At 49.2% G+C, this 22,416-nt stretch carries 19 protein-coding genes, 1 tRNA gene and 1 pseudogene; 13 read left to right on the plus strand and 8 right to left on the minus strand.

The features are described 5' to 3' along the window. The first annotated feature begins 130 nt into the window (after positions 1-130). From QP339_RS09265 to QP339_RS09310, 10 genes are all read left to right on the plus strand, one after another. The gene (locus QP339_RS09265) at positions 131-664 is read left to right on the plus strand and encodes a SixA phosphatase family protein (protein WP_284911275.1); all 534 of its coding nucleotides are present in this window, start codon (positions 131-133) and stop codon (positions 662-664) included. Between the two features lie 23 nt (positions 665-687). Beyond that, complete coding sequence (folP, locus tag QP339_RS09270; protein WP_284911276.1) at positions 688-1,671, plus strand: dihydropteroate synthase; 984 nt, start codon at positions 688-690, stop codon at positions 1,669-1,671. Between the two features lie 126 nt (positions 1,672-1,797). Beyond that, positions 1,798-2,700 carry a diacylglycerol/lipid kinase family protein gene (locus QP339_RS09275; RefSeq protein WP_284911277.1) on the plus strand — a complete coding sequence of 301 codons (903 nt, stop codon included), beginning with the start codon at positions 1,798-1,800 and terminating at the stop codon, positions 2,698-2,700. A gap of 273 nt (positions 2,701-2,973) precedes the next feature. After that, complete coding sequence (locus tag QP339_RS09280; protein WP_070619982.1) at positions 2,974-3,639, plus strand: cobalamin B12-binding domain-containing protein; 666 nt, start codon at positions 2,974-2,976, stop codon at positions 3,637-3,639. A 13-nt stretch (positions 3,640-3,652) separates the two neighbouring features. After that, a complete protein-coding gene (locus QP339_RS09285) occupies positions 3,653-5,437 on the plus strand; it encodes an ASKHA domain-containing protein (protein ID WP_284911278.1) in 1,785 nt (594 codons plus the stop codon). Positions 5,438-5,448: 11 nt separating this feature from the next. Then, on the plus strand, positions 5,449-6,507 hold the full coding sequence (locus tag QP339_RS09290) for a uroporphyrinogen decarboxylase family protein (RefSeq protein ID WP_284911279.1): 1,059 nt from the start codon (positions 5,449-5,451) through the stop codon (positions 6,505-6,507). Between the two features lie 2 nt (positions 6,508-6,509). Then, a complete protein-coding gene (locus tag QP339_RS09295; RefSeq protein ID WP_284911280.1) occupies positions 6,510-7,409 on the plus strand; it encodes a uroporphyrinogen decarboxylase family protein in 900 nt (299 codons plus the stop codon). Continuing rightward, the gene (locus QP339_RS09300) at positions 7,384-8,436 is read left to right on the plus strand and encodes a uroporphyrinogen decarboxylase family protein (RefSeq protein ID WP_284911281.1); all 1,053 of its coding nucleotides are present in this window, start codon (positions 7,384-7,386) and stop codon (positions 8,434-8,436) included. Before QP339_RS09295 ends, QP339_RS09300 begins: the two co-directional genes overlap by 26 nt. Positions 8,437-8,525: 89 nt before the next feature. Next, entirely contained in the window at positions 8,526-9,452 is a 927-nt protein-coding gene (gene ypfJ, locus QP339_RS09305) for a KPN_02809 family neutral zinc metallopeptidase (protein ID WP_070619970.1), read from the plus strand. A 131-nt stretch (positions 9,453-9,583) separates the two neighbouring features. Beyond that, a tRNA-Leu gene (locus QP339_RS09310) sits at positions 9,584-9,664 on the plus strand. A 309-nt stretch (positions 9,665-9,973) separates the two neighbouring features. On the opposite strand, the gene sdaAB is transcribed toward QP339_RS09310, so the two are convergent. Together sdaAB and sdaAA are read right to left on the minus strand one after the other, a co-directional pair. After that, a complete protein-coding gene (sdaAB, locus tag QP339_RS09315) occupies positions 9,974-10,657 on the minus strand; it encodes an L-serine ammonia-lyase, iron-sulfur-dependent subunit beta (protein ID WP_284911295.1) in 684 nt (227 codons plus the stop codon). Between the two features lie 12 nt (positions 10,658-10,669). Further along, positions 10,670-11,551, minus strand: a pseudogene (gene sdaAA, locus QP339_RS09320) (L-serine ammonia-lyase, iron-sulfur-dependent, subunit alpha); the annotation flags it as partial. Between the two features lie 270 nt (positions 11,552-11,821). Between sdaAA and QP339_RS09325 the strand changes: the two are divergent. Next, complete coding sequence (locus QP339_RS09325) at positions 11,822-13,357, plus strand: AbgT family transporter (RefSeq protein ID WP_284911282.1); 1,536 nt, start codon at positions 11,822-11,824, stop codon at positions 13,355-13,357. A gap of 100 nt (positions 13,358-13,457) precedes the next feature. Then, positions 13,458-14,387: a homocysteine S-methyltransferase gene (mmuM, locus tag QP339_RS09330; RefSeq protein ID WP_284911283.1), complete on the plus strand. Its 930-nt coding sequence runs from the start codon at positions 13,458-13,460 to the stop codon at positions 14,385-14,387. 30 nt (positions 14,388-14,417) lie between these two features. On the opposite strand, the gene QP339_RS09335 is transcribed toward mmuM, so the two are convergent. Continuing rightward, positions 14,418-15,914 (minus strand): AcpB/EbpR/MafR family transcriptional regulator, encoded by a 1,497-nt coding sequence (locus tag QP339_RS09335; RefSeq protein ID WP_284911284.1) that lies wholly within the window; start codon positions 15,912-15,914, stop codon positions 14,418-14,420. A gap of 270 nt (positions 15,915-16,184) precedes the next feature. Here QP339_RS09335 and recQ point away from each other — a divergent pair, with 270 nt between their 5' ends. After that, the gene (gene recQ / locus QP339_RS09340) at positions 16,185-17,966 is read left to right on the plus strand and encodes a DNA helicase RecQ (RefSeq protein WP_284911285.1); all 1,782 of its coding nucleotides are present in this window, start codon (positions 16,185-16,187) and stop codon (positions 17,964-17,966) included. A 71-nt stretch (positions 17,967-18,037) separates the two neighbouring features. Here the strand turns inward: recQ and QP339_RS09345 are convergent, their stop codons facing one another. The 5 genes from QP339_RS09345 to QP339_RS09365 all read right to left on the minus strand — a co-directional run bounded on the left by QP339_RS09345 (position 18,038) and on the right by QP339_RS09365 (position 22,199). After that, positions 18,038-19,006: a glutathione S-transferase family protein gene (locus tag QP339_RS09345; protein WP_070617410.1), complete on the minus strand. Its 969-nt coding sequence runs from the start codon at positions 19,004-19,006 to the stop codon at positions 18,038-18,040. 292 nt (positions 19,007-19,298) lie between these two features. Beyond that, entirely contained in the window at positions 19,299-19,958 is a 660-nt protein-coding gene (locus QP339_RS09350; protein WP_284911286.1) for an amino acid ABC transporter permease, read from the minus strand. A gap of 20 nt (positions 19,959-19,978) precedes the next feature. After that, the gene (locus QP339_RS09355; protein ID WP_284911287.1) at positions 19,979-20,620 is read right to left on the minus strand and encodes an amino acid ABC transporter permease; all 642 of its coding nucleotides are present in this window, start codon (positions 20,618-20,620) and stop codon (positions 19,979-19,981) included. A gap of 1 nt (position 20,621) precedes the next feature. Further along, on the minus strand, positions 20,622-21,449 hold the full coding sequence (locus tag QP339_RS09360; protein ID WP_284911288.1) for a transporter substrate-binding domain-containing protein: 828 nt from the start codon (positions 21,447-21,449) through the stop codon (positions 20,622-20,624). Positions 21,450-21,464: 15 nt separating this feature from the next. Then, the gene (locus QP339_RS09365; protein WP_284911289.1) at positions 21,465-22,199 is read right to left on the minus strand and encodes an amino acid ABC transporter ATP-binding protein; all 735 of its coding nucleotides are present in this window, start codon (positions 22,197-22,199) and stop codon (positions 21,465-21,467) included. Positions 22,200-22,416: the final 217 nt, after the last annotated feature.

A 22,416-nucleotide genomic window follows, 5' to 3' on the forward strand; every position in this document is an offset into this window, starting at 1 on the left:
GGTGAGAGCAGTTGCGCCCAGACTTGAATGACTGGAGGCCAAACGGAAAAGAGCGGCTTTAGCCGATCGTTCCGATTGGCTGAAGTCACTTCAAGACTGCAACTGCGAACCCAACTAAAGGAGCTAATTTATGTCATTCTTTCAATCATTGAAATCTTTTTTGGCCCCTGAAGAAAGCAAAGCAAGTGCGACAGGAAAAGGCCAAGCTAAAGACCAAGCCATTGCTCATTACTTGCTGATCATCCGTCACGGTAGACCCGATTATGAGGCGAATCCTGCTGATCCGCCCTTATTGGCGGGTGAAGCGGCTTACTTAAAGGACCGCTACCAGGAATTTGAAGACCGCTTGAGCCCCTTTAACATTCAAATCCTATCCTCCCCCCTCAGCCGGGCTCAGCAAACTGCTCAAGCCTTCCAAGAAGCCCTTGCCCAAACTCCTAATTTAGAGATTGCGGATAGTTCAGATCTCGGGGGCGAAACGGTCATTCAGGACCGGATGCAAGAGGGGGAGGCCTTGGTCCTTGTCGCCCATGAACCTTATGTAAGTGCTTGGCTTCGTCGTTTTGGGAGTTCTTCCAAAGATTTTGACAAGGGCGATGCTGCCCTCCTTGCGATCGATGAGGAAGGCAAAGGTCGTCTCGTGAAGTACATTAAAGCGCATTAATTAATAGAAGAGGAGTAGCTGATATGCGATCTAGCCATTTTCATTACCATGATAAGACACTAAGCAACGACCAAGAACCAACTATCCTGTGTGGCATTGTCAATGTCACGCCTGACTCCTTCTCAGATGGTGGCCAGTACAATAGCGTTGATAAGGCCGTCGCCCAGGCCCAGAAATTGATCAAAGAGGGAGCGGGGATGATCGATATCGGAGGGGAATCGACACGTCCTGGTAGTACCTATGTTGCGGTTGAAGAAGAGATCAATCGGGTGGTTCCTGTGATCAAGGCCCTCAAGGAAGTGACGGATGTCCCGCTTTCTCTGGACACTTGGAAGGCGGATGTCGCTGAAGCGGCGATTGAAGCTGGCGTCGATATCATCAATGACATTACCGGTTTCTTGGGCGATCCACGTATGGCCCAAGTAGTTGGCCAGTCCCAGGCAGGGGCGATCCTTATGTTTAACCCTGTCACAGCGCGCCCAGACCACCCTGGCTCGCAGAAATTCCCAGAATTTGGGGATCAAAGTGTCTTTACAGATGAAGAAAAAGCAGCCTTCAAGGAGATGCCAATTGAAGACGTCATGATGGCATACTTGGACAAGAGCTTAGAACGCGCGCATGAAGCGGGAATTGATGATGACCGGATCATGTTGGACCCTGGTATTGGTTTTGGTTTGACCAAGCGGGAAAATCTCAGCTTGATTCAAAAGATGGGCCTCCTCCATGATAAGGGCTATTGGATCTTCTTGGGTGTTTCCCGCAAACGTTTCATCCAGAATATGGTGGAAGAAGCCGGCTATAATGTGGATGTTTCGACTGAGCAAGGCTTTGAAAACAGGGATGAGGCTTCAGCCGCCCTGTCCACCATTGCGGCCCGGCAGGGGATTGAAGTTGTCCGTGTCCATACCATGGCCCACCACCGAATCGCTTGTCAAATTGGCGATGCAGTTCGCTTAGCTGATCAGATGGAAGATGTGAACTTTGGAGCTTATGCTGATAAGAAATAAGTAGTCAAAGGACGAGCTAAGGCTTGTCCTTTTTTCTTTAAGACTTATCAAGGCTTCAATCTAGCTTTTTTGATTTAAACAGGCGATAATAAGGCTAAAAAGAAATTATGTGAAAGGAAGACTGTTATGAAGAACTTGATGATTATTGTGAATCCCACATCAGGTGATAACCAAGGGGCTTCTTATGCCCAACAATTGAAAGAGAACTTGGCCCCTCACTTTGACCAAGTAGAGCTTATGGAGACAGAGGGGGATGGGGATGCGACAGATTTTGCCCGCCAGGCTTGTGAAGAAGGCTATGATAGTGTTTATGTGATCGGTGGGGATGGGACCATTAATGAGGTGGTCAATGGCATCGCTGAACAAGACCACCGGCCCAAGATGGGTTTCCTACCAGGTGGAACCAACAATACCTATGCCCGGCTCTTTAACATGTCCAACGATATTGAAGAGAGTATCGAACAGATTAACTTGGAAGAAATCCGAGCTGTCGATATCGGCAAGTGTAATGATACCTATTTTAGCTATTACGCTTGCTTTGGCGAGATGATTGATGCGACGACCTCTACGAGTTCAGAAGAGAAGGAACGCTTGGGGACCCTCGCCTATGCCAAAAATATTGTAAAAGCGCTGCCCAATGACCAAGTCCACGAGCTTCAAATCAAATCAGATACGGAATCTTTTGAAGGCAAAGCTAGCCATGTCTTTGTGCTCTTAACCAACCAGGTCGGCAACTTGCGCTTCTCTAAGAAGAAGGTCAGCCTCCAGGATGGGGAATTCGATGTCGTAATTGTGACGGATGAAGGTTTGGGGGCTAAATTGTCGGCTCTCAAGGATATGGTCTTTGGCCAATTGAATGAGAATGAAAACATCACTGCCTTCACTTGCAGGGAACTTTCCATTACCTGCTCCGACAAAGAGGACATCCAGCTCGATTTGGATGGGGACATGGGACCTAAGCTCCCTGCTCAAATAAAAGTCCTCCCCCAACATATTCAATTCTATGTCCCAGAAGCTATGGAGGATTAGTGTCTGGTAAAGAGGACTCCTAGGAACTTTAGTATTATTAGTTGATAAAAAGCTAGCGATTATCTTTTGAGTAGGAGTGGAAGGTTGAGCTTGACTTTTAAGGCAAAATTCAAAAGGGCAAAGGATGATCACAAATACAATTGGTTTAAGAAGTTAGGCTTTTGTTCTAGCTTCTTTTTCTTTGGACGGGCTTATCAGCAAATAATGAAAAAGCTTACAAGTGAAAGCGATAACGTGTTATAGTAGAGAAGACGAAATAAAGGGGGAGCGATCATGCGTTCAAAAGAAGAATTAATCCAAGAATTGTCGGATATGGTCTTTGAGATGGAGGATGAAGAGATTATCGATACAGCTGAGGAGTATGTCCAAGCTGGTTATGATGTTCAGGATGCCATCATGGAAGGCTTAGTAGATGGGATGAGCCGGGCTGGCGTCCTCTTCGCTGAAGAAGAGTACTATGTGACCGATGTCCTGATCTGTTCGGATGCCCTAAATGAAGCCATGGCTATCTTTAAGCCCCTCTTGTTAGAACGCAAGGAAGAGGGCGGCCAGGCCCGCCATAAAATTGTCTTAGGAACTGTAGAAGGGGATACTCACGATATCGGTAAGAATCTGGTCAAGGTCATGCTCGAGGTGGGCGGATTTGAAGTGATTGACATGGGGCGCGATGTCCCCCTGGATGATTTTATCGACCGGGCTATCGAGGAAGATGCTGAACTGATTGGCCTCTCAGCCCTGATGACAACGACCATGACAGGGATGAAGACCCTAATTGAGCGCTTGGAAGAGCGGGGCATTCGTGACCAATTCAAGGTGATGATTGGTGGCGGGGCGGTTTCTCAGTATTATTGCGATGAGATTGGGGCGGATGGTTATTCTGAAGATGCCATTGAAGCTGTTGAATTGGCCAAACGTTTAGTTGGAGAAAGCGAGGATTAGGAGGGAACTGGTAATGAAGATTCAGGTTCAAGCTTGGGACCAGGTGGTAGACTATGATCCAGCGTCAGGGAAAAGTCTCTACGCCTGTTTGGTCGAAGCCGGTCTGCCTGTTCCTGGCGATTGTGGGGGCAAAGGGACTTGTGGGAAGTGTCGTTTTAAGCTCTTGGAAGGTGAGCTGTCGGCTGAGGCTTACCAGGGCTTGGCGGGCCAGTATCCCCTAGCCTGCCGGGCACGCCCCCAGTCCGATTTGCGTCTGGCTTTTCTTAATATGGAAAGGGACCACCGGATTTTAGTCACGGGAGACCGTCCCGCTCTGACTGGGACTAAACGCTGGCGCCGAGTCAGTTTTAAATTGGAGCGAGATTTGCTTCAAACGGGGACGGACCTAGAGACTCGGCTTATGCAAGAGCTGGATGTGTCATCTTTTCCTGCACAAGTCTGGCAGGGGCTTGAAATCCAGCGCGATCAGACTTACCGGGCCATTATCTGTGATGATCAAGTCATAGCCTTAGAGCCTCAACCGGCAGATGGTCGGATTTATGGCTTGGCTGTGGATATCGGGACGACTACCCTAGCTGCTAGCCTCATCGACTTAGAGACCGGGGAGGATGTCAGCCAGGCCTCTGCCCTCAACCCGCAAATCCAACAGGGGGCGGATGTCTTGAGCCGAATTTCTTATGTCATGACGGAAGGGGGGCGCGGTCTGAAGCAACTCCAACAAGCCATTAGACGGGCCATCCAAAGCTTAATCGATGAGCTCTGCCAGGATGCGGATTGCCCAGAAAGTGCGGTTTATGGCCTCAGTTTGGCCGGCAACACCGTTATGACCCACCTAGCTTTGGGCATCGATCCACGTCCACTGGGCCAGTCGCCCTATCTGCCTGTCTTTCGTTCCGGTCAGCAGCTCTCTGCTAAAGCATTCGGTCTGAGAAAAATTCCTAGCTCGGCCCAGGTCATGACCCTGCCGGCAGTTTCGGCCTATATTGGGTCGGACGTGGTCGCTGGGGCCTATGCGGCTGGCTTTAGTGAGCTTGGCAAGCGCCGGCTTTTGATTGATATCGGGACCAACGGAGAGATGTTAGTCCAAGATGGGGACCGCTATGTGTCTTGTTCCTGTGCCGCCGGTCCGGCCTTAGAAGGGATGATGATTTCATCTGGCATGAAGGCGGCTGCAGGAGCAGTTGAGGAATGTTTATGGCAGGATGGCCAATTTGACCTCCGAGTGATTGGCGGAGAAGATCCCCAAGGTTTATGCGGCAGCGGCGTCCTCGCTCTGATCCGGGAAGGCTTGCGGACAGGTCTGATCAGCTACCGGGGTCGGATTATTGATCCGGAGTCTTTAGCCCCAGAAGATTGCCGCCGACCTTATCTCAAAGTCGATGACCAAGGCAAACGTGCCCTCCAAGTGGCTCCCCAAGTTAGCCTGACCCAGCACGATATCCGACAGGTTCAACTGGCCAAGGGAGCCATCCGTTCAGGGGTGGAAGTCCTCTTAAAAGCAAGCCAGCTAGAGGCTGAGCAGATCGACCAAGTCCTTGTGGCTGGGCAATTTGGCCGGCATTTGGCGGAGGCTAGTCTGATCAAGACGGGTCTTTTACCGGAAGGCTTTGCTGGGCGGCTGTCATATATTGGCAACTCGTCCCATAGTGGGGCCTATCTTTACCTGATGGACCAAGAAGCCGCTCGGGGCTTAGAAGCGCTCGCCCGGCGGATTGATTATATTGAATTATCCCGTTTAGAAGACTATGACCGTGTCTTCGCCCGGGCGTCACTTTTTCCAAAATTAACAAGAAAGTAGAGGAGATTATGATGAAAGAAATGACAGCAAATCAGCGTTGGCAGTCCTTAAAGGCTGGCGAAAGCCTTGACCGGCTCCCAATTACCCTCTGCCACGCTGGCTTTGCCGCTAAATTAGCAGGGATGAATTACCGGGAGAGTTTTAATACGGCGGATAAATTGGCCAAACGTGAGCTCACTATCTACCGTGAATTTGCTTTAGATGCCCTGTCTGTGAGCTATACTTCGGTTAACTTTGCTATACGCCACCGCTCTAAGATTAAGAGCCCGCGTGAGTCCGCGCCTTCAGTAGCTGACCATGCCCTCAAGAGCTTAGACCAAGTGGATCAATTGAAGGTTGAAGCAACAAGTTTTGACCGGGATATCTCCCAACGGATCAACTTGGAAGCTCTGGATAAGATTGACGGGGCAGTAGGGTCAAAATGCCACCCCTGCTACTGTATTTCCGCGCCGTTTACCCTTGCGTTGGGCATCTATCCCGCCGAGAAGATGCTGCGAGCGACGCGTAAAGATAAGGAAGGGCTCCACCGCCTCTTGCGCTTTGTGACCGACCGGGTAAAGGAAATTATCGAGCGGGCGGTTCAAATGCCGGATTTGAATTTCTTTATCTATGATCCAGTGGCTTCGGGCGCTTTGATTAGCCCCAAGCAATACCGGGAGTTTGTCCTTCCCTATACTAAGGAAATGGTAGACTTCATTAAGGCCCATGACCGCTGTGTGGGCATGCACATCTGTGGGGACATCAGCAACCACCTTGAAGCCATTGTGGAGACGGGCGTGGATATGATCAGCCTTGACCAAACCGTCGACCTAGGCCAAGCTAAGGAAAAAGTGGGCCAAGCTATTGCTTTGATGGGCAATGTTGACCCGGTACGGTGTTTCCTCCAAGGCAGTCCTGAAGAAGTTAGCCAGGCAGTTGAAGATTGCTTTGCCAAAGCAGGAGATAATCCAAGAGGCTTTATTATCCGTTCGGGCTGCCAATTGCCCGTGGATACCCCAGTGGCTAATGTGGAGGCCTTTATGGAAACCGCTATCCCCTGTGCCCAAAAAGCGGCGCAAAATTGGCCCTAGCCATGGCTTTGTACAAAGGTCAGCCCTATCTTCCAGCCCGGTCCTTGGACTGTGCCCGGCCTTTTCCCGCTGAAGTCCTGGGACCTGGCATTGACGACTTAAGGACCATTAACCACTGGCCTTCTTGCCTGGCCGCCCTGGTCCAAAAATATCGCCAATACTACCGGCAGAACTATTGCCTTCTGCCTCTCAACCATTCCCTGGAAGCCGAGGCATATGGCATCCAGGTCTACCATGACCGTTACCTGGGAGACCGCTTAGATCCCCAAAGCAAGCGCCAGCTAGACCATGGACCGCTGGGAGCTCTACCGCTGACGGACAATGCCTTAGCCGCGTCTTTGGCAGCCTGCCAGCGACTCAGTCAAAGGGGCGAGAAGATTTGTTTTAACCTGACCGGCCCTTTTACCCTGGCTGAACAGCTCTATGATTTTAATGATTTGCTAGGATGCGCCCGCCGCCAGCCAGCTAGTTACCAGGCAGTGATGGCGCCCTTAGTTCAAGGCTTGACTCGTTTAGGCCAAGCTGCTCTTGATGCGGGGGCCAGCGTGCTCGCCCTAGCTGATCCAACTGGGGACCGAGAGCTCTTAGGCCCCCGCCACTATGGTCAAGTCGCTGGGGGCTTGCAGAGGGACTTAGTCGAGAGGCTTTTGCCCTCAGTCGAAGCGCGGGGAGCTAAGCTCTACCTGTCTCCGGGTCTTTACCGCGGCTTGGCAGCTTTAGGCTGGCTGGAACGTGGCCCCCAGCTAGCCCCGGCCCAGGATTTTCCCCAGCTGCTCTTTAGGGAGACCTGGTCCGCTAAGGGACTTGTGACTGGGAGCTTGCAAGGGGGCATCTATAAGCTCAATCCAATAAACAAGCAAGAGAAAGGTGATTCTAATGACAGAAACGATGACATCCGCTGACCGCCTGCAAGCCTATCAAGCCGGTCAAGCGGTTGACCGCCGCCCGATTATGCTCTTCCACGGAACAGTAGGGGCCAAATTGGCCGGAATGACCTACCGCGAATCCGAAATGACCGCTGAAAATATTGCCCATAAAGAGATTACCGTTGCCGAAAAATTTGCACCGGATAATTACTCGGTTAACTTTGGCCTCTATGGAATGGGACACGCCTTGGGCAGCCAGTTTAAAGCATCTGAAGATAGTTCGGATGCCATTGTTTCCTATGCCTTGGATGACTTGGCTGGCATTGACCAGCTTGATGTGGCAAGTCTCCGTCTCCGCAATGATCCCAACCAGCAGAAGCACTACGAGGCCATTGAATTAATCCAGAAGAAATTGGGGCCGGACTACCGCATTGACTATGAATTAAGTGGTCCGATAACGAGTGCTGCCAGCCTCTACCCACCTGAACAGCTCCTGCGCGCCACCCGCAAGAAGACCGACCAAGTCCACCAGCTCCTGCGCTTTGCAACGGATGCCCTGTTACAGATTATTGATGACTTTGCGGCGGCTAACCCTTCCATTGGCTTTTCGCTCACCGATCCGGTTGCCTCCGGGGCGCTCTTAAGTCCTAAGCAATACGAGAAGTTCTGCCAGCCTTATACCAAAGAAATTGTTGACCGGATCCACCATTATGGTAAATCAGTCACCCTCCATATCTGTGGGGACTGTACCAAGAGCTTGCCCTATATTGCAGGAACTGGGATTGACTATTTCAGTGCTGACCAGACCGTTGACCTCCAAGCGGCAAAGGCAGGTTTGGGACCTGACTGTGGCTTGATTGGAAACATTGATCCGGTGAAATATTTCTTACAAGGCCAGCCAGAAGATTTAGAAGCCCAGGTAGCCCAGTCTTACGTCCAAGCTGCTGACCATGAAGGCGGCTATCTGCTCGGCCCTGGCTGCAGTGTGCCTTATCATACGCCAGAAGAAAATATCCAAGCCTATATGGAAGCGGCCCGCCGCTATAGCCGCGATGACAAGTAGTTTTTAGTCTTTTTTAGGATTGATTCGTGCTATAATAAAGGTAAAATAAAGGGCTTGCATGTTAAGCACATAAGAGATGGGGGATTCTGATGAAATGGGATGATTTGAGACGGAGTAAGAACGTCGATGACCGGAGAGGCCAGAGTATGGGACGGCCGTCACGGTCAGGCGGCAGTGGTTTAGGTGGCCTTTTAAGCCTGCTCCTGATGTCAAGGCGGGGCGGTGGGAAATGGCTTGTGATTATCATTATTTTGATGATGTTATTTGGCGGCGGCAGCTTCTTAGGGGGCGGCCTAGGTCAAGAAGCAAGCAATCAAGAAGCCCAGACCAGCCAGCAGGTAGAAACCCAGCAGGCTGGTGCCTCAAGCGAGGAGAAGGACTTCCTGTCGGCTGTCTTGGGGTCGACCGAAGATTTCTGGTCAGACCTCTTCCAAAGCCAAGGTCAGTCCTATGACCCCGCGACCCTGGTCCTTTATACCGACCATGTGCAAACTGGGGGCTGTGGCTTCGGATCAGCCCAGGCGGGACCTTTCTACTGTCCGGGTGACCAGTCAGTGTATATCGACCTTTCTTTCTACCGGGAATTGAAGAATCGCTACCAGGCACCTGGCGACTTTGCCATGGCTTATGTGCTTGCCCATGAGGTAGGCCACCATATCCAAAATGAACTTGGTATTATGGATAAATACCAGCGAGCTGTCCAGTCGGCGGGAGAGACGGAAGCCAACCAGCTCTCTGTTCGTCTAGAGCTCCAGGCTGACTACTTGGCTGGTGTCTGGGCCCACTATGCGGAAAATCAAGGCTTACTAGAGAGTGGCGATATCCAAGAGGCTCTCCAAGCTGCCAATGCCGTTGGAGATGATACCCTCCAGGAAGCCGCCTATGGACAAGTGGTGCCTGACAGCTTCACCCACGGCTCAGCCAAGCAGCGTCAAGCCTGGTTCGAACGCGGTTACAAGTACGGCGACCTGGACCATGGGGACACCTTTAACACCTATCTTGATTTTGAAAAATAAAATCATGATCAAAAGAGGGCCAAGTCGGTCCTCTTCTTTTTTGAAAAATATACTGACAGGACTTGCGTCTTTCCTAAAAAAGGCGTACAATAAAAGAGTTGCTAGATAAGGAATTAGCTAGCATACATTAAGCAGAAGTGGCGGAATGGCAGACGCGCTGTCTTCAGGCGGCAGTGTCTAACGACGTGTGGGTTCGACTCCCATCTTCTGCATTGAAGGGGTTTGAATGCTTTAAGAACGGCTCTCAAACGTTGATATAACAAGCTTCTTAGAGAAATTGAAAATCTTTGTAAACCAATCTCTATAGTACGGAACTATAGAGATTACTATAGAGATTGAGGAAGAATTAATCACAAATATAACCCCGCAAGAGTTGAAGAGGGACTGCGTTAGCTCCTCCTTATATAGATATGAAGCCACGGTTCAGCCGTGGCTTTTTTGTGCTTTTTATCAAGTTTGATTTGTTAACAAAATCTCTAAAACAAAAAAGCTGAGCCTTTCGACTCAGCTTGGATAAAACTCTAATTTACATTAACATATTGAAGTTTTTCAATATCTGGGAATTCTTTCTTCAGATCATCTAGGATTTCGTCTGAAACATCGGTATCGACTTCAAAGACGGAAATCGCTGGGCCATTGATTTTTTGGCGTTGGTTCATCATGAAGGAAATATTGAAACCTTTATCAGCCAGGTAGTCTGTTAATTTTGCAATGACACCAACTTTATCTTTGTGGTAAACAAAGATGGTGGGACGTTCACCAGAGAATTTAATGTCGTATTCACCAATTTTTTGAGCTTCAATCTTGCCCCCACCAATGGAGCTAGCAATCACGCTGATGTAGTTATTAGCTCCCCATAGGTCAACCAGTACGGTATTGGGGTGGTAGTTGCCAAAGTCAGCTTCAAGGAAGTGGTATTTGAGGCCAGCTTTTTCCGCCATTTCTTCAGCGTCTGCGATATTTGGGTCGAAGGTATCGTAACCGAGAACGCCACCGATTAAGGCGCGGTCAGTCCCGTGGCCTTGGTAGGTCTTAGCGAAGGAATCCATCAGACTGAAGATCACTTCTTCTGGCTCTTCACCCAAGAGTTGACGGGCGAGGTTCCCGATCCGGGCAGCACCAGCCGTGTGAGAGGAAGATGGACCAACCATTACGGGACCAATAATATCATAGGCAGACTTGTAATTGGCGGTCTTGGTATTCATTTCCAGTTCACCACGCGAGCCAAAGACTTCTTCTTTGATAGACTTACCAGTTGGTGTACCAGCTAAGCCGCCAATCCCGGTTTCACGCAAGGAAGCAGGCATTTCTTTACCGATATCATACATGGCACCGATGACTTCATCAGCTGGAATAACGCTCTTCACGCCAGCCAGGGCCATATCAGCAGCAGCTAGGGCAGTGATGGCATGGAGGCCGTTACGGATAATGCAAGGCACTTCAACCAGACCAGCTACTGGGTCGCAAACTAGGCCGAGGGAGTTCTTTAAGGCTAGACCGAGGGCATGGCCGACTTGGTCAGGTGTCCCGCCCTTGAGTTCGACTAGGGCACCGGCAGCCATAGCTGTCGCAGAACCGATTTCGGCTTGGCAACCTCCTTCAGCCCCAGCGATACAAGCTTGGTTGGCGATGGTTAGGCCAAGTGCTGATGAAGTGAACATGGCGTTAACTAATTCATCTTTCTCATATTTGCCGGTATCATACATGTGGGTGATAACAGCAGGTAGGATACCCGCAGAACCAGCTGTTGGTGTAGCTACAATCCGGCCCATGGCAGCATTGACTTCGTTAACAGCCATGGCATTAGCGGCTACTTCTAAGGTGTCAGGGTTAACCAAGGAATCCACCCCAGCATTGTGGACGTATTCATAGAGGCGGTGGCCGTCACCACCCGTGATCCCTGTTTGGGACATAGCAGATTCTTTGGTCCCCTTACGCACGGATTCTACCATCACATCGAACTGGTCAGCCATAGCTTGGCGCAGGTCTTCAATGCTTTTCTTTTGGTATTCTGATTCGGTTTCTAGCATCAGTTGGTAGATTTTTTTATCTTCTTCTGTTGCAGTTTCAATTAATTCTTTTAAATTAGTAAAAGACATTAATAAACCTCCTTTGAGTAATATAATAATGCAAACTCAGACTTATTATAGTATAAACTGAAAGCGTTGTCAGTTGTTTTGGTATAACTTTTCACAAACTGTTAAATTTTTTATCACGAGGCCACTATTTTTTAATGATCTTTAGCCGTGACTCATCCTTTAAGATTAATAATTAATGACTAAAGTTAAAATAATATTAAAAAATAGTCGTAATTTTGACCTGTTAATGTTAAAATAGGGCAAAATTATGTCGGCTAAGGAGGAAAAATAATGGAAGTAGAAAAGAAGACGCCACTCCAGTCCTTTCTCGATTGGGTGGAGCGGGTAGGGAACCGTTTGCCCCATCCCGTGATTATCTTTATTATATTATCTGTCATTATAATGGTTTTATCCGCTATTTTTGCGGAACTAGGAGCCAGTGCAGACTATTTCGATGCCAAGGCCAATGAGCAGGTGACTGTAGAAGCGGTCTCGCTCTTAAGTGGTGAAGGCCTCCGCTATATCTTCAACCATGCCACAACGAACTTTACGGGCTTTGCCCCCTTGGGAACGGTCCTCGTTACCATGCTCGGTGTGGGCGTGGCTGAATGGACAGGCTTGATTGGAGCTGCCCTGAAGAAACTTGTTACCCAGGTTCCAGATAGCTTGCTTACGGCAGTCGTGGTATTCGCAGGGGTCATTTCAAATATCGCTTCGGACGCGGGCTATGTGGTGGTTATTCCGCTGGGAGCTATTGTTTTTGCAGGAGCAGGCCGCCATCCGATTGCTGGTTTAGCAGCGGCCTTTGCGGGGGTATCGGGCGGCTTTTCGGCTAATTTGATGTTTGGACCGACTGATGCTCTCTTGACAGGGATTACTAATGCTGCTTTGGACAGTGTAGGAATTGAACATACTGTATCAATCACTGGCAACTGGTACTTTATCATGGCTTCCACCGTCGTTTTAACCATAGTAGGGACATGGGTATCCACCCGAATTGTAGAACCCCACCTGGGCCACTACGAGGGCAATGCGGTCCACGATGACCAGGCCCTGACTCCAGATGAAAACCGGGGACTCAAGCATGCTGGAATTGCTCTGCTTGTCTTCCTCGTTATATCCGCCCTGGCTATGGTTCCTGAAGGGGCCCCCCTCCGTTCCTTGAATGAGGCGACGGGCCAATACGACTTGCAGGAATTCTTAAACAATGGCTTGATCTTCTATATCTTCTTACTCTTTGCCATTCCTGGCTTGGCTTATGGCCGGCAGACTCAGAAGATTTCCTCATCGGATGACTTCGTGGCCGCTATGACGGCTTCAATGAAGTCTATGGCTTCTTATATTGTTTTGGCCTTCTTCGCAGCCCAGTTGATTGCTTATTTCTCTTATACTAACTTGGGCCTCTTATTGGCCAATTCAGGTGCTGAATTCTTGAAGACGGTCGGTTTAACAGGGATTCCTTTGATCCTATCTTTCATTCTTTTAACGGCCTTTGTCAATCTTTTTATCGGCTCAGCATCAGCCAAGTGGGCGATTATGGCGCCGATTTTCGTGCCCATGTTCTTCCAACTCGGACTTTCCCCCGAACTCACCCAAATGGCTTATCGAGTGGCGGACTCATCGACTAATATTATTTCGCCTTTAATGTCTTACTTCGCCATGATCCTAGTCTTTATGCAGCGCTACGACAAGAAGTCAGGACTAGGAACCCTCATTTCCGTAATGCTCCCTTATTCCATCGCCTTCCTCGTCTTTTGGACGCTCATGCTAGTTGCTTGGTACGTCTTCAACCTACCCCTGGGACCAGGCGCAGGCCTCCACATTTAAGAAGAAAAGAAGTGTTCCTTGTGAGCACTTCTTTTTTCTTTTCTTCATGATTGGGCTATGCTAAGCTTAAGAGACTGATAAGAGAAGGGAATGAAAGCTGATGTCGGATATTGTAAAAGCTCTGGAAAAGGAAGCGGTCGTTATCCTCGACGGGGGCTTAGCCACGGAATTACAAGCTTATGAAGAGGAACTCAACCATCCCCTATGGACGGCCCGACTTGTGGAAAGAGCTCCTGAGGCGATTAAAGCAGCCCACCAAGCTTTCTTTGAAGCGGGAGCTAATATAGCCACTACAGCCACCTATCAAGCCAGTGTGGAAGGTTTTGTCAAGGCTGGGCATAAGAATATTGAGGCGCGAACCTTGATGCGTAAGGCTGTCTTTTTAGCCAAGCAGGCGCGGACTGCTAGTGGAGGCGACCAGGAGAAATCGTTGGCTGGCTCTATCGGACCATATGGCGCTTTTCTAGCGGATGGATCAGAGTATCGGGGGGATTATGAGCTCTCTGATTTAGAGCTTTATGCCTTCCATGCGGAGCGCTTTGCCCTCTTGGTTGAAGCGGGAGTGGACTTAATTTTCTTTGAAACTATTCCTAATTTTGTGGAAGTGAAGACCCTGCTCAAGCTCTTGGAGAAGTTCCCCGACCAAAAAGCATGCCTCACTGTCAGCCTTAAGGATCCTTACCATATGAGTGATGGCACAGCCTTGGAAGATTTACAGACTCTGTTGGATTGGCATCCGCAAATTATTGCCTATGGTGTCAACTGCTGCCCAGCGGCTTGGGTAAGCCCTGCCTTGGATACTATGCGGCCTTCTGCCCTCAAACCTTTTATTGTTTACCCTAATCTAGGAGGGACCTACAATCCGGAAATCAAGCAATTTGAAGGGCAAGAGGAGGCGTCCATCAGTGACTGGGTGACTGATTGGTATGATAAAGGAGCTCGCTTTATTGGCGGTTGCTGTGGCACTACAGCCCAAGATATCAGAGAAGTCCGGCAAAGTTTGGATGCTTATATCAAAAATAAAGCGTAAAAAAACCAAGCAGTGGCTTGGTTTTTTTCTCTAATGACGTTCTTGCTGGCGTTTTTGTTTGAGGAAGGCGGCCAGCCAGTTGTAGTCCTGCTCGGTAGGTAGGGTTTGGACGTAGAGGTTGGGGATTTTGAAGTCATGCGGCATATCGAAGGTTGAGATGATTAGGTCGCATTTGATATTTTCAATCAGTTTGCGCTTGAGTGGGAATTGCTTATAAATATGGAAGTCGATCACTAAGCCAAAACGGTTGTTCAAGGCGTCCTGGATGCGGTGGGCGTGGTCGCTGGAATAATTACTGACGATATAGGCGACCAGCTTTTGATGGGCCAGGTGCATCTGGGTATGAAGTTTTTCCCAGCCGGTATAGAGAGCATAGATGAAATTGGTCAGGCCGTAGGGAAGCGGTTTGAGACCGATCGACTGGAAATAATGCTCGCTTTCTTTGGCAATGAGGTCATAGAGGTCGGGGTAGAAGTGGGACATGGTTTCGATGTAGTCTGCCTTCCGGTCGATTAAGAGGCTGTCCTTTTGAATATCTGCGACGGTTGTTAAGAAGGCATAGTTATGCAGGCTGAGAATGAGCCGGTCGCGGTGCTCGATATGGACATGGGCTTCTAGGCAGATAGTATCCAGAAATTGGTTCAGGTATTCCACCGAGCGCTGGATGAGTGGGCGTTCACTGATTTCTGCCTGGAAGTTACGGAGGTCGACATAGATATTCTGGTTGAGGACGGGCATGAAGAGTTGGACGGCATTGGTCAAGTTCAACTTAAAGTTAAAATTCTGCTCCATGTTTTTGAGGTCGTCATTTTTCTCGAGTTCGTCGATGAGGTCCTGGTAGATCCCCTTAAAGAGGGGGATATCCTTGAATTGGATGAGATGGCCTTTTTGGGTGCGGATGATGCCGATCGCTAGTAAGAGTTTGCCTGCTTGGAACCAGGCGTTAGTGTATTGGTGGCAGGTCACCTTCCAGGCGGTGCTGAGGAAGAGCTCACAATATTGCAAGTTAACCTCTTCGAAGGGCCATTCCAGCGGACTATATTTTTCGCGGAAGAAGAACATAAAGAAGAGACGAATATTGGTCTCAGGGCCAACGAAGCGGTAGGGACTGTTGGAGATTTCAAAATTAAACTGACTGCGCAGGGCCTGGTTCAAAAGATTGATATTCCGGTAAACGGTTGATGGGCTGACAAAAATCTCATCAGAAATTTCTTGGGTGGAGATATCCGGGTGAAAAAAGATCTGTTCTAGAATATTGAAGGCGACTGAGTCCCTCATGTAGAGGCGAACGAAGGTATAGTAGTCAACAGAAGGGGCATAGATGCCACGGATACCGAATTTTGACCGCTCAATCGTCAAATAAGAGGAAAAATTATTCTCAATATAGGACAAGTCCTTGCTTAGGATGCGGTCCGAACAATCGATGGCTTCCGCTAATTCAATCATCGTAATCCAGTCGGTCGAACGATAGAGGATGTGCAGTAAGCGCAGTTGGCGCTGTTCAGCAGATGATAACACAGAGTACATAATAAAACCTACCTTCTCAATTAGCCTGGCTTAGGATGCAGAAGAAAGATAAAATATTTTTCTTCTGAAAAAAAGCTAATACTTTAATTATAGCATTTAATTAGCCTTATGAATCCCCTAAGAATATAGAAAATATGGATTGATGGTCTTTACTTGACTTATAATTTTTGTTCAGAATTTTTTACTGAAATTTCTGCTTAACCAGCTGCTTCTTTATTATGTGGGAGGATTCTAGTAAAATAAGTACAGATTAAGAAAAGGAGCGATGACATGGCCATTCAAGACCTCTTAGCCTATCACTATGGCTATAGCCAGTTCCGGCCAGGACAAGAGGAGATTGTAGAGGCAATTCTAAACGGTAAGGATGTATTGGGCGTCTTGCCGACAGGTGGGGGAAAGTCCCTATGCTACCAGCTGCCCGCCCTGGCGATGGAGGGCTTAACCCTGGTAATTTCTCCGCTGATTTCGCTGATGAAAGACCAGGTGGATAGCTTGCATGAGCATGGCATTCGAGCAGCCTATCTCAATTCGGCTTCGTCCTGGGAAGAGGTCCAGTACCTGCGCCAGGCCCTAGGTCAAGGGGACTTGGACTTGCTCTATGTGGCTCCGGAACGGTTAAACCATCCAGCTTTTATCGATTGGATGCGGGAAGTTAAGCTGAGTCAAGTGGCAGTGGATGAAGCGCACTGCGTCTCCCAATGGGGCCATGATTTTCGCGCTTCTTACCGTGAAATTGGCGGCTTTATTGAAGCTTTAGACCAGCGTCCAGTCGTTTCGGCCTTTACGGCGACGGCCACGGCTTATGTACGCCAGGATATTATCCAGCAATTGGGACTTGAAGACCCTCAGCTGGTGGTGAATTCCTTTGACCGGCCCAATTTGAAACTCCGCATCTTAGAGCCCCAGTCTAAGTGGGAGGCCCTCCGCCAAGAGCTGCATCCGGAAGAGGCCATGATTATTTACGCCAATACCCGCAAACAAGTCGACCAGCTCTATGACCAGCTCCGCCAGGCCAAGTTTAAGGTCGTTCGTTACCATGCCGGTCTGTCTGCTGAGGAGCGTGAAGCCGGTCAGAATGCCTTTATCTATGAAGAAGTCAACCTGATCGTAGCAACCAATGCCTTTGGGATGGGGATTGATAAGCCGGATGTGCGTAAGGTGATCCACTATAACATGCCAACAGACCTGGAGAGCTACTACCAAGAAGCAGGCCGGGCAGGGCGTGATGGCTTGCCTGCTGAAGCCATCCTCCTCTACCATGCCAAGGATATTGTCGCGGCTAAATTCTTGATCGGACAGAGCCAAGATCCAAGCTCTGAGCGCCGTCTCCAGGCCATGATTAACTATGCCGATTATGCCGGCTGCCTGCGCCAGTACCTCTTAAGCTATTTCGGCGAAAATTTGGCTGAGCCTTGCCAGAATTGTTCAGGTTGCTTAGAGGACGTCGATGTCCGTGATGCCAGCCGGGAAGGGCAGATGGTACTCTCTTGCCTGGTTCGCATGCGCTGGGCTTATGGCATGACCATGGTCTGTGATGTCCTCCGCGGCAGCAAGGCCCAGAAAGTGCGGGACAAGGGCTTCGATAGCTTATCTACCTACGGCCTCTTAGCAGATTATTCGGAGAAGGAAGTCAAGGATATTATCTCCCAAATGCTGTCCCAAGGTTACCTCAGCCTCAACCAATACAAGGGCCTTGAACTGACTCCATCCTCCAAGGCCCTGCTCAAGGGGGACAAGCAACTGACCATCAAAGCGCGACCCTATAAGGCGCACAGCCAAGCTAAGTCGGCTCAGCAAACAGCGGTGGCCAGTCAATTGTCTGAACGTGATGAGGAACTCTTCGAAGCCTTGCGCGAGCTCCGCTATGAACTTGCAGGAGATGAAGGGGTGCCAGCTTATATTATCTTTAACAACCAGACCCTTTTGGAAATGGCTGAAGAGAAGCCTCAGACCTATGATGACTTTCTTGATATCAGCGGGGTAGGCCAGGTCAAGGCCTCCAAGTATGCGGATATCTTTATTGAGCGTATTGAGGAATGGTTGGAAGGCTAAAAAAGAACTTCTAGACTGGCTCGTTTAGCCTAGTGCTAGAAGTTCTTTTTGTGTTTGTATTTACTTTTGTTTTATTCGTCTTCAGGTAAGCTCCAGTCAAGGATAGGGCCTGCTGGAACGATACCGTTTGGGTTGATGGTGTCGTGTGAACGGTAGTAGTGTTCTTTAATATGTTGGAAATTTACTGTATCGGCAATTCCTGGCATGTTGTAAATCTTACGGGTATAGTACCAAAGATTAGGATAATCTACTAATTGATGGTAGTTGCACTTGAAGTGGCCGTGGTAGACGCTGTCGAAGCGGACCAGGGTGGTGAAGGTACGGATATCTGCTTCTGTGAATTGGTCACCGGCCAAGTAGCTGTGGTCTTCCAAGTGGGCTTCCAGTTCATCGAGCATCTTGAAGACATTGGCCACTTCCTCTTCATAGACAGCTTGGTCGGTCGCAAAGCCTGCCTTGTAGACGCCATTGTTTAAGTTATCGTAGATTTTGTCGTTCCACTGGTCGATCTCTTCACGCAAGTCTTCAGGATAGTAGTCGCCTTCTTTAGCACCGACTTCATCGAAGGCAGAGTTCAGCATGCGGATAATCTCTGAAGATTCGGTGCTTACGATGGTATCCTGCTTGAGGTCATAGAGGACGGGTACCGTCACCCGGCCAGAGAAATCTGGGGCCACATGGGTGTAGATTTGATAGAGGTAGTCCGCGTCGATGACCGGATCCTTGATCACGCCATCTGCCTCGTCAAAGGTCCAACCGTGTTCAGCCATCAAGGGGTTGACCACAGAGAGGCTGATCATTTCTTCTAGCCCCTTCAACTTCCGCATCATCAAAACCCGACTCGCCCAAGGGCAGGCTAAGGAAACATAGAGATGGTAGCGGTCCGCTTCGGCCTTGAAGCCACCCTCACCGCTAGGGCCTGGTTGACCATCCTTAGTCACCCAGTTACGGAATTTAGCAGCATCCCGTTCGAAATGCCCACCTGTGCTTTCTGTATCATACCATTGGTCGCGCCATTCGCCATTAACGAGTAGTCCCATACCAACACTCCTTTTCTATTATTTCAGTTTCGATCTATTTTTATTATAACGAAAGTCATCGCAAAAAACGAATGAAACGCTTGGGGAATGATAAGAAAAAATATATTTTGTTAGTCTTCTTCATTGGCTAATTCATATAGACTGGTTCTGCTGATTTGTTCTAGTGAAGGAAAGCTAAGCGTCAGCCCTCACCCCCTTAGTCGGGTTCGACTTGGCAGGCTTGGAGTGATTTCACAAGTCAGAAACGAGCGAATGCTTCGCTCTTATTCTGACTTTCTCCAAGCATCCAAAGCTAAGCGCTCTTGCTCACACCCTTATTAAGATACTGGGTGGTTTGGGAGAGGGTGTAGCAGATGAGCCAGTACATGATAGTGACGAGGGCGAAGGTGCCGAGGATGTAGCTGGAGTTTTGGCCGTAGATGATGCGGGCGTTGTGCATGAGTTCGGGCAGGGAGATGATGGTGGCCAGGCTGGTGTCCTTGATGAGGGCAATGAGTTGGCTGACGATGGAGGGGGCCATGGTCCGGTAGACTTGGGGCATGATGATGTAGGCCATAGTCTGGCTGCGGCTGAGTCCGGTTGCTAGGCCAGCTTCGAATTGTCCTTTAGGCAAGGCCAGGATGCCAGCCCGGATAATTTCTGAAATCATAGCTGATTCAAAAAGGGTCATGGCGGCTACGGCTGCCCAGAAGATATCCATTTTGATTCCGATTTGGGGTAGGGCGAAGTAAGTAAAGAAGATAATTAACAAGAGGGGGAGGTTGCGAACAGTGTCGATGAGAAAGCCCAGCATGTTAGAGATAATGGGCAGCTTGAGATAGCGCAGGATACCTAGGAGGCTGCCGAAGAATAGGCTGAGGCTAATGGTGAGTAAGGTGAGTTTGACCGTTACCCAGAGGCCCTGGAGGAGGAAGTTAATATTAATCCATTGAAAAGCACCGGAAAAGTCCATTGTGAAACTCCTTTCGTGCCTTAGAGGCTATAATTCTTTTCAAGTTTTTGTATGAATAGGGTTAGAGGAACTGTGAGCAAGAGGTAGAAGCCGGCGACCAGGCTATAGCTTGCGAAGGTGTCGAAGGTCTCTAGGGCGACCAGGTCCCCATAATACATAAGGTCGAGTCCCGCCACCATAGCGAGGATGGAGGAATTCTTAACCAGATTGATGACTTGGTTGCCTAAAGCAGGTAGAGATTGGCGGAAGGCTTGGGGAAAGATGAGATAGGCCATGCATTGTCGAGCTGTGAAACCCTGGGAGAGGCCGGCTTCGAACTGGCCGCGCGGAATGGCCTTGATAGCTGTTGCGATAATATCTGCAATAAAGGATGAAGTATAGAGACTCAGAGCGATCACACCAGATGTAAAACCTGAGAGTTTAATCGAAAAGAGGGGGAGGACGACGTAGAAGAACATCACGATGACCAAGAGCGGAATATTGCGAAAGATTTCGACATAAGTGGTCGCGAATGCTTTCAGAAGCCCCTTGCCTGCGCTCTGCCAAATCCCCACCAAGCTCCCCCAGAGGAAGCTGGCGACTAGGGCAATGGCAGAGGCGAGGAGGGTGCGGGCAAAGCCTTCTAATAAGAGGGGTAGGTAGTCGTGCAAAAGGGTAAACATACTAGGCCTCCTTTAAATTTTTAGCATTGGCGCTTTCGCCAGCATCGGGGAACCATTTATGGAAGATCTTATCATAGGTCCCATCCACTTTAATTTTAACCAAGGCCCGGTTGACCTCATCACGGAAGTCTTTTTGACTCTTGTCGATGGCAATGCCATAGGGTTCCTTGGTAAAAGCCTCACCGATCAAGCGGTAGCCAGGATTCTGGTCAGCAATACCTAGCAAAATTGCATTGTCGGTTGTCATAACGTCGCCCTGGCCGGATTGCAAGGCAGTAAAGGCTTCGGCATAGTTTTCCAGTTCAAGGACCTTGGCCTGGGGAGCAAATTTGCGGATGGATTCTGCTGAACTAGATCCCTTAACGGCTAGGACAGTGTTTTGGGGGCCTAGGTCCTGGACTGATTGAAGAGGGGAGTCTTCTGGACCGAGCAAGGATTGTCCGGCGGCGAAATAAACATCTGTGAAATCCACCTGCTTTTTCCGTTCCTCAGAGATGGTCATGGTGGCGATAATGGCATCAATATTGCCATTTTTGAGGAGGGGGATCCGCGTCTTCGACGTCACCTCGACGAAATCGGCTTGGGCTTGAGGCCCAGCAATTTCCTTGGTCAGGGCCTTAGCAATATCAATGTCGAAGCCCTCCACTTCTTGCTTGGCAATATTATAGTAGCCGAAGAGTCGGGTGTCGTTTTTGATCCCCCAACGGATATGTGGGGTCTGGCTGCTTTTGATCTTGTCTAAAATACTTGGCGCTTGGCTATTTTTTCCGCAGGCCCCGAGCAAAGTCAAGCAGCTGACTAAGAGCAAGAGTAAGTGTCCTTTTTTCATGAGATGACCTCCTGACTAATAAGCGTTAACAACTTGGAGGAAGTCCTTGGCCCGTTGACTTTGGGGTTGGGAGAAGAAGTCCTGGCTGGGCCGGTCTTCAATGATTTCGCCAGCCTCCATGAAGAGGGTCCGTGTGCTGACTTCCTTGGCAAAGCGCATTTCATGGGTGACGACAACCATGGTCATCTTGTCGCTCTCGGCAATGTCTTTCATGACGTTGAGGACTTCGCCCACCATTTCGGGGTCGAGGGCGGAAGTTGGTTCATCGAAGAGGAGTACCTTGGGCCGCATGGCGAGACCACGGGCGATGGCTACCCGTTGCTTTTGCCCGCCGGAGAGTTGGCTAGGGTAGTGGTTGCGCTTGTCCCAGAGATTTACCCGCTTTAATAATCTTTCCGCGCGTTCGTGAGCTTCTTCCGGGGTCTTTTTGAGGACCTTGAGAGGGGCGAGAGTGATGTTTTCAAGCGCGGTCTTATGGGGATAGAGTTCGAAATGTTGGAAGACCATGCCAAAGTCGCGTCTGACCTGGCGGATATTTTCTTTGGGGTTGGAAACGTCCCGACCATCGCAATAGAGGTGTCCACTGGAAATCTTTTCCAAGGCGTTGATGCAGCGGATAAGGGTTGACTTGCCTGAACCGGAGGGCCCGATGATACTGACAACTTCGCCTTCTTGGATGCCTAAGTTAATGGCCTTTAGGGCGTGGTAGTCGCCGTAATACTTTTCGACGTCTTTAAATTCGATGATCATAATGAACAACTCCTTACAAAATAATTAGAAAAAACTTATTGAAAAGATAATAGCATAAATATAGGCTATGTATAAGTGGGTTTCCATACAAGTTTTTTATTTCACAATAAATGGACCCTATGTATTAAGTGGTTAAGGCAAGTTAAGCCTAATAAAAAGAGGAGTCTAAGGGCTTGAATTCAGGCTCGAAAGCATGTAGGGTAGAGATATTGAAATG

Source organism: Aerococcus sp. UMB7834 (assembly GCF_030215145.1).
Taxonomy (GTDB): domain Bacteria; phylum Bacillota; class Bacilli; order Lactobacillales; family Aerococcaceae; genus Aerococcus.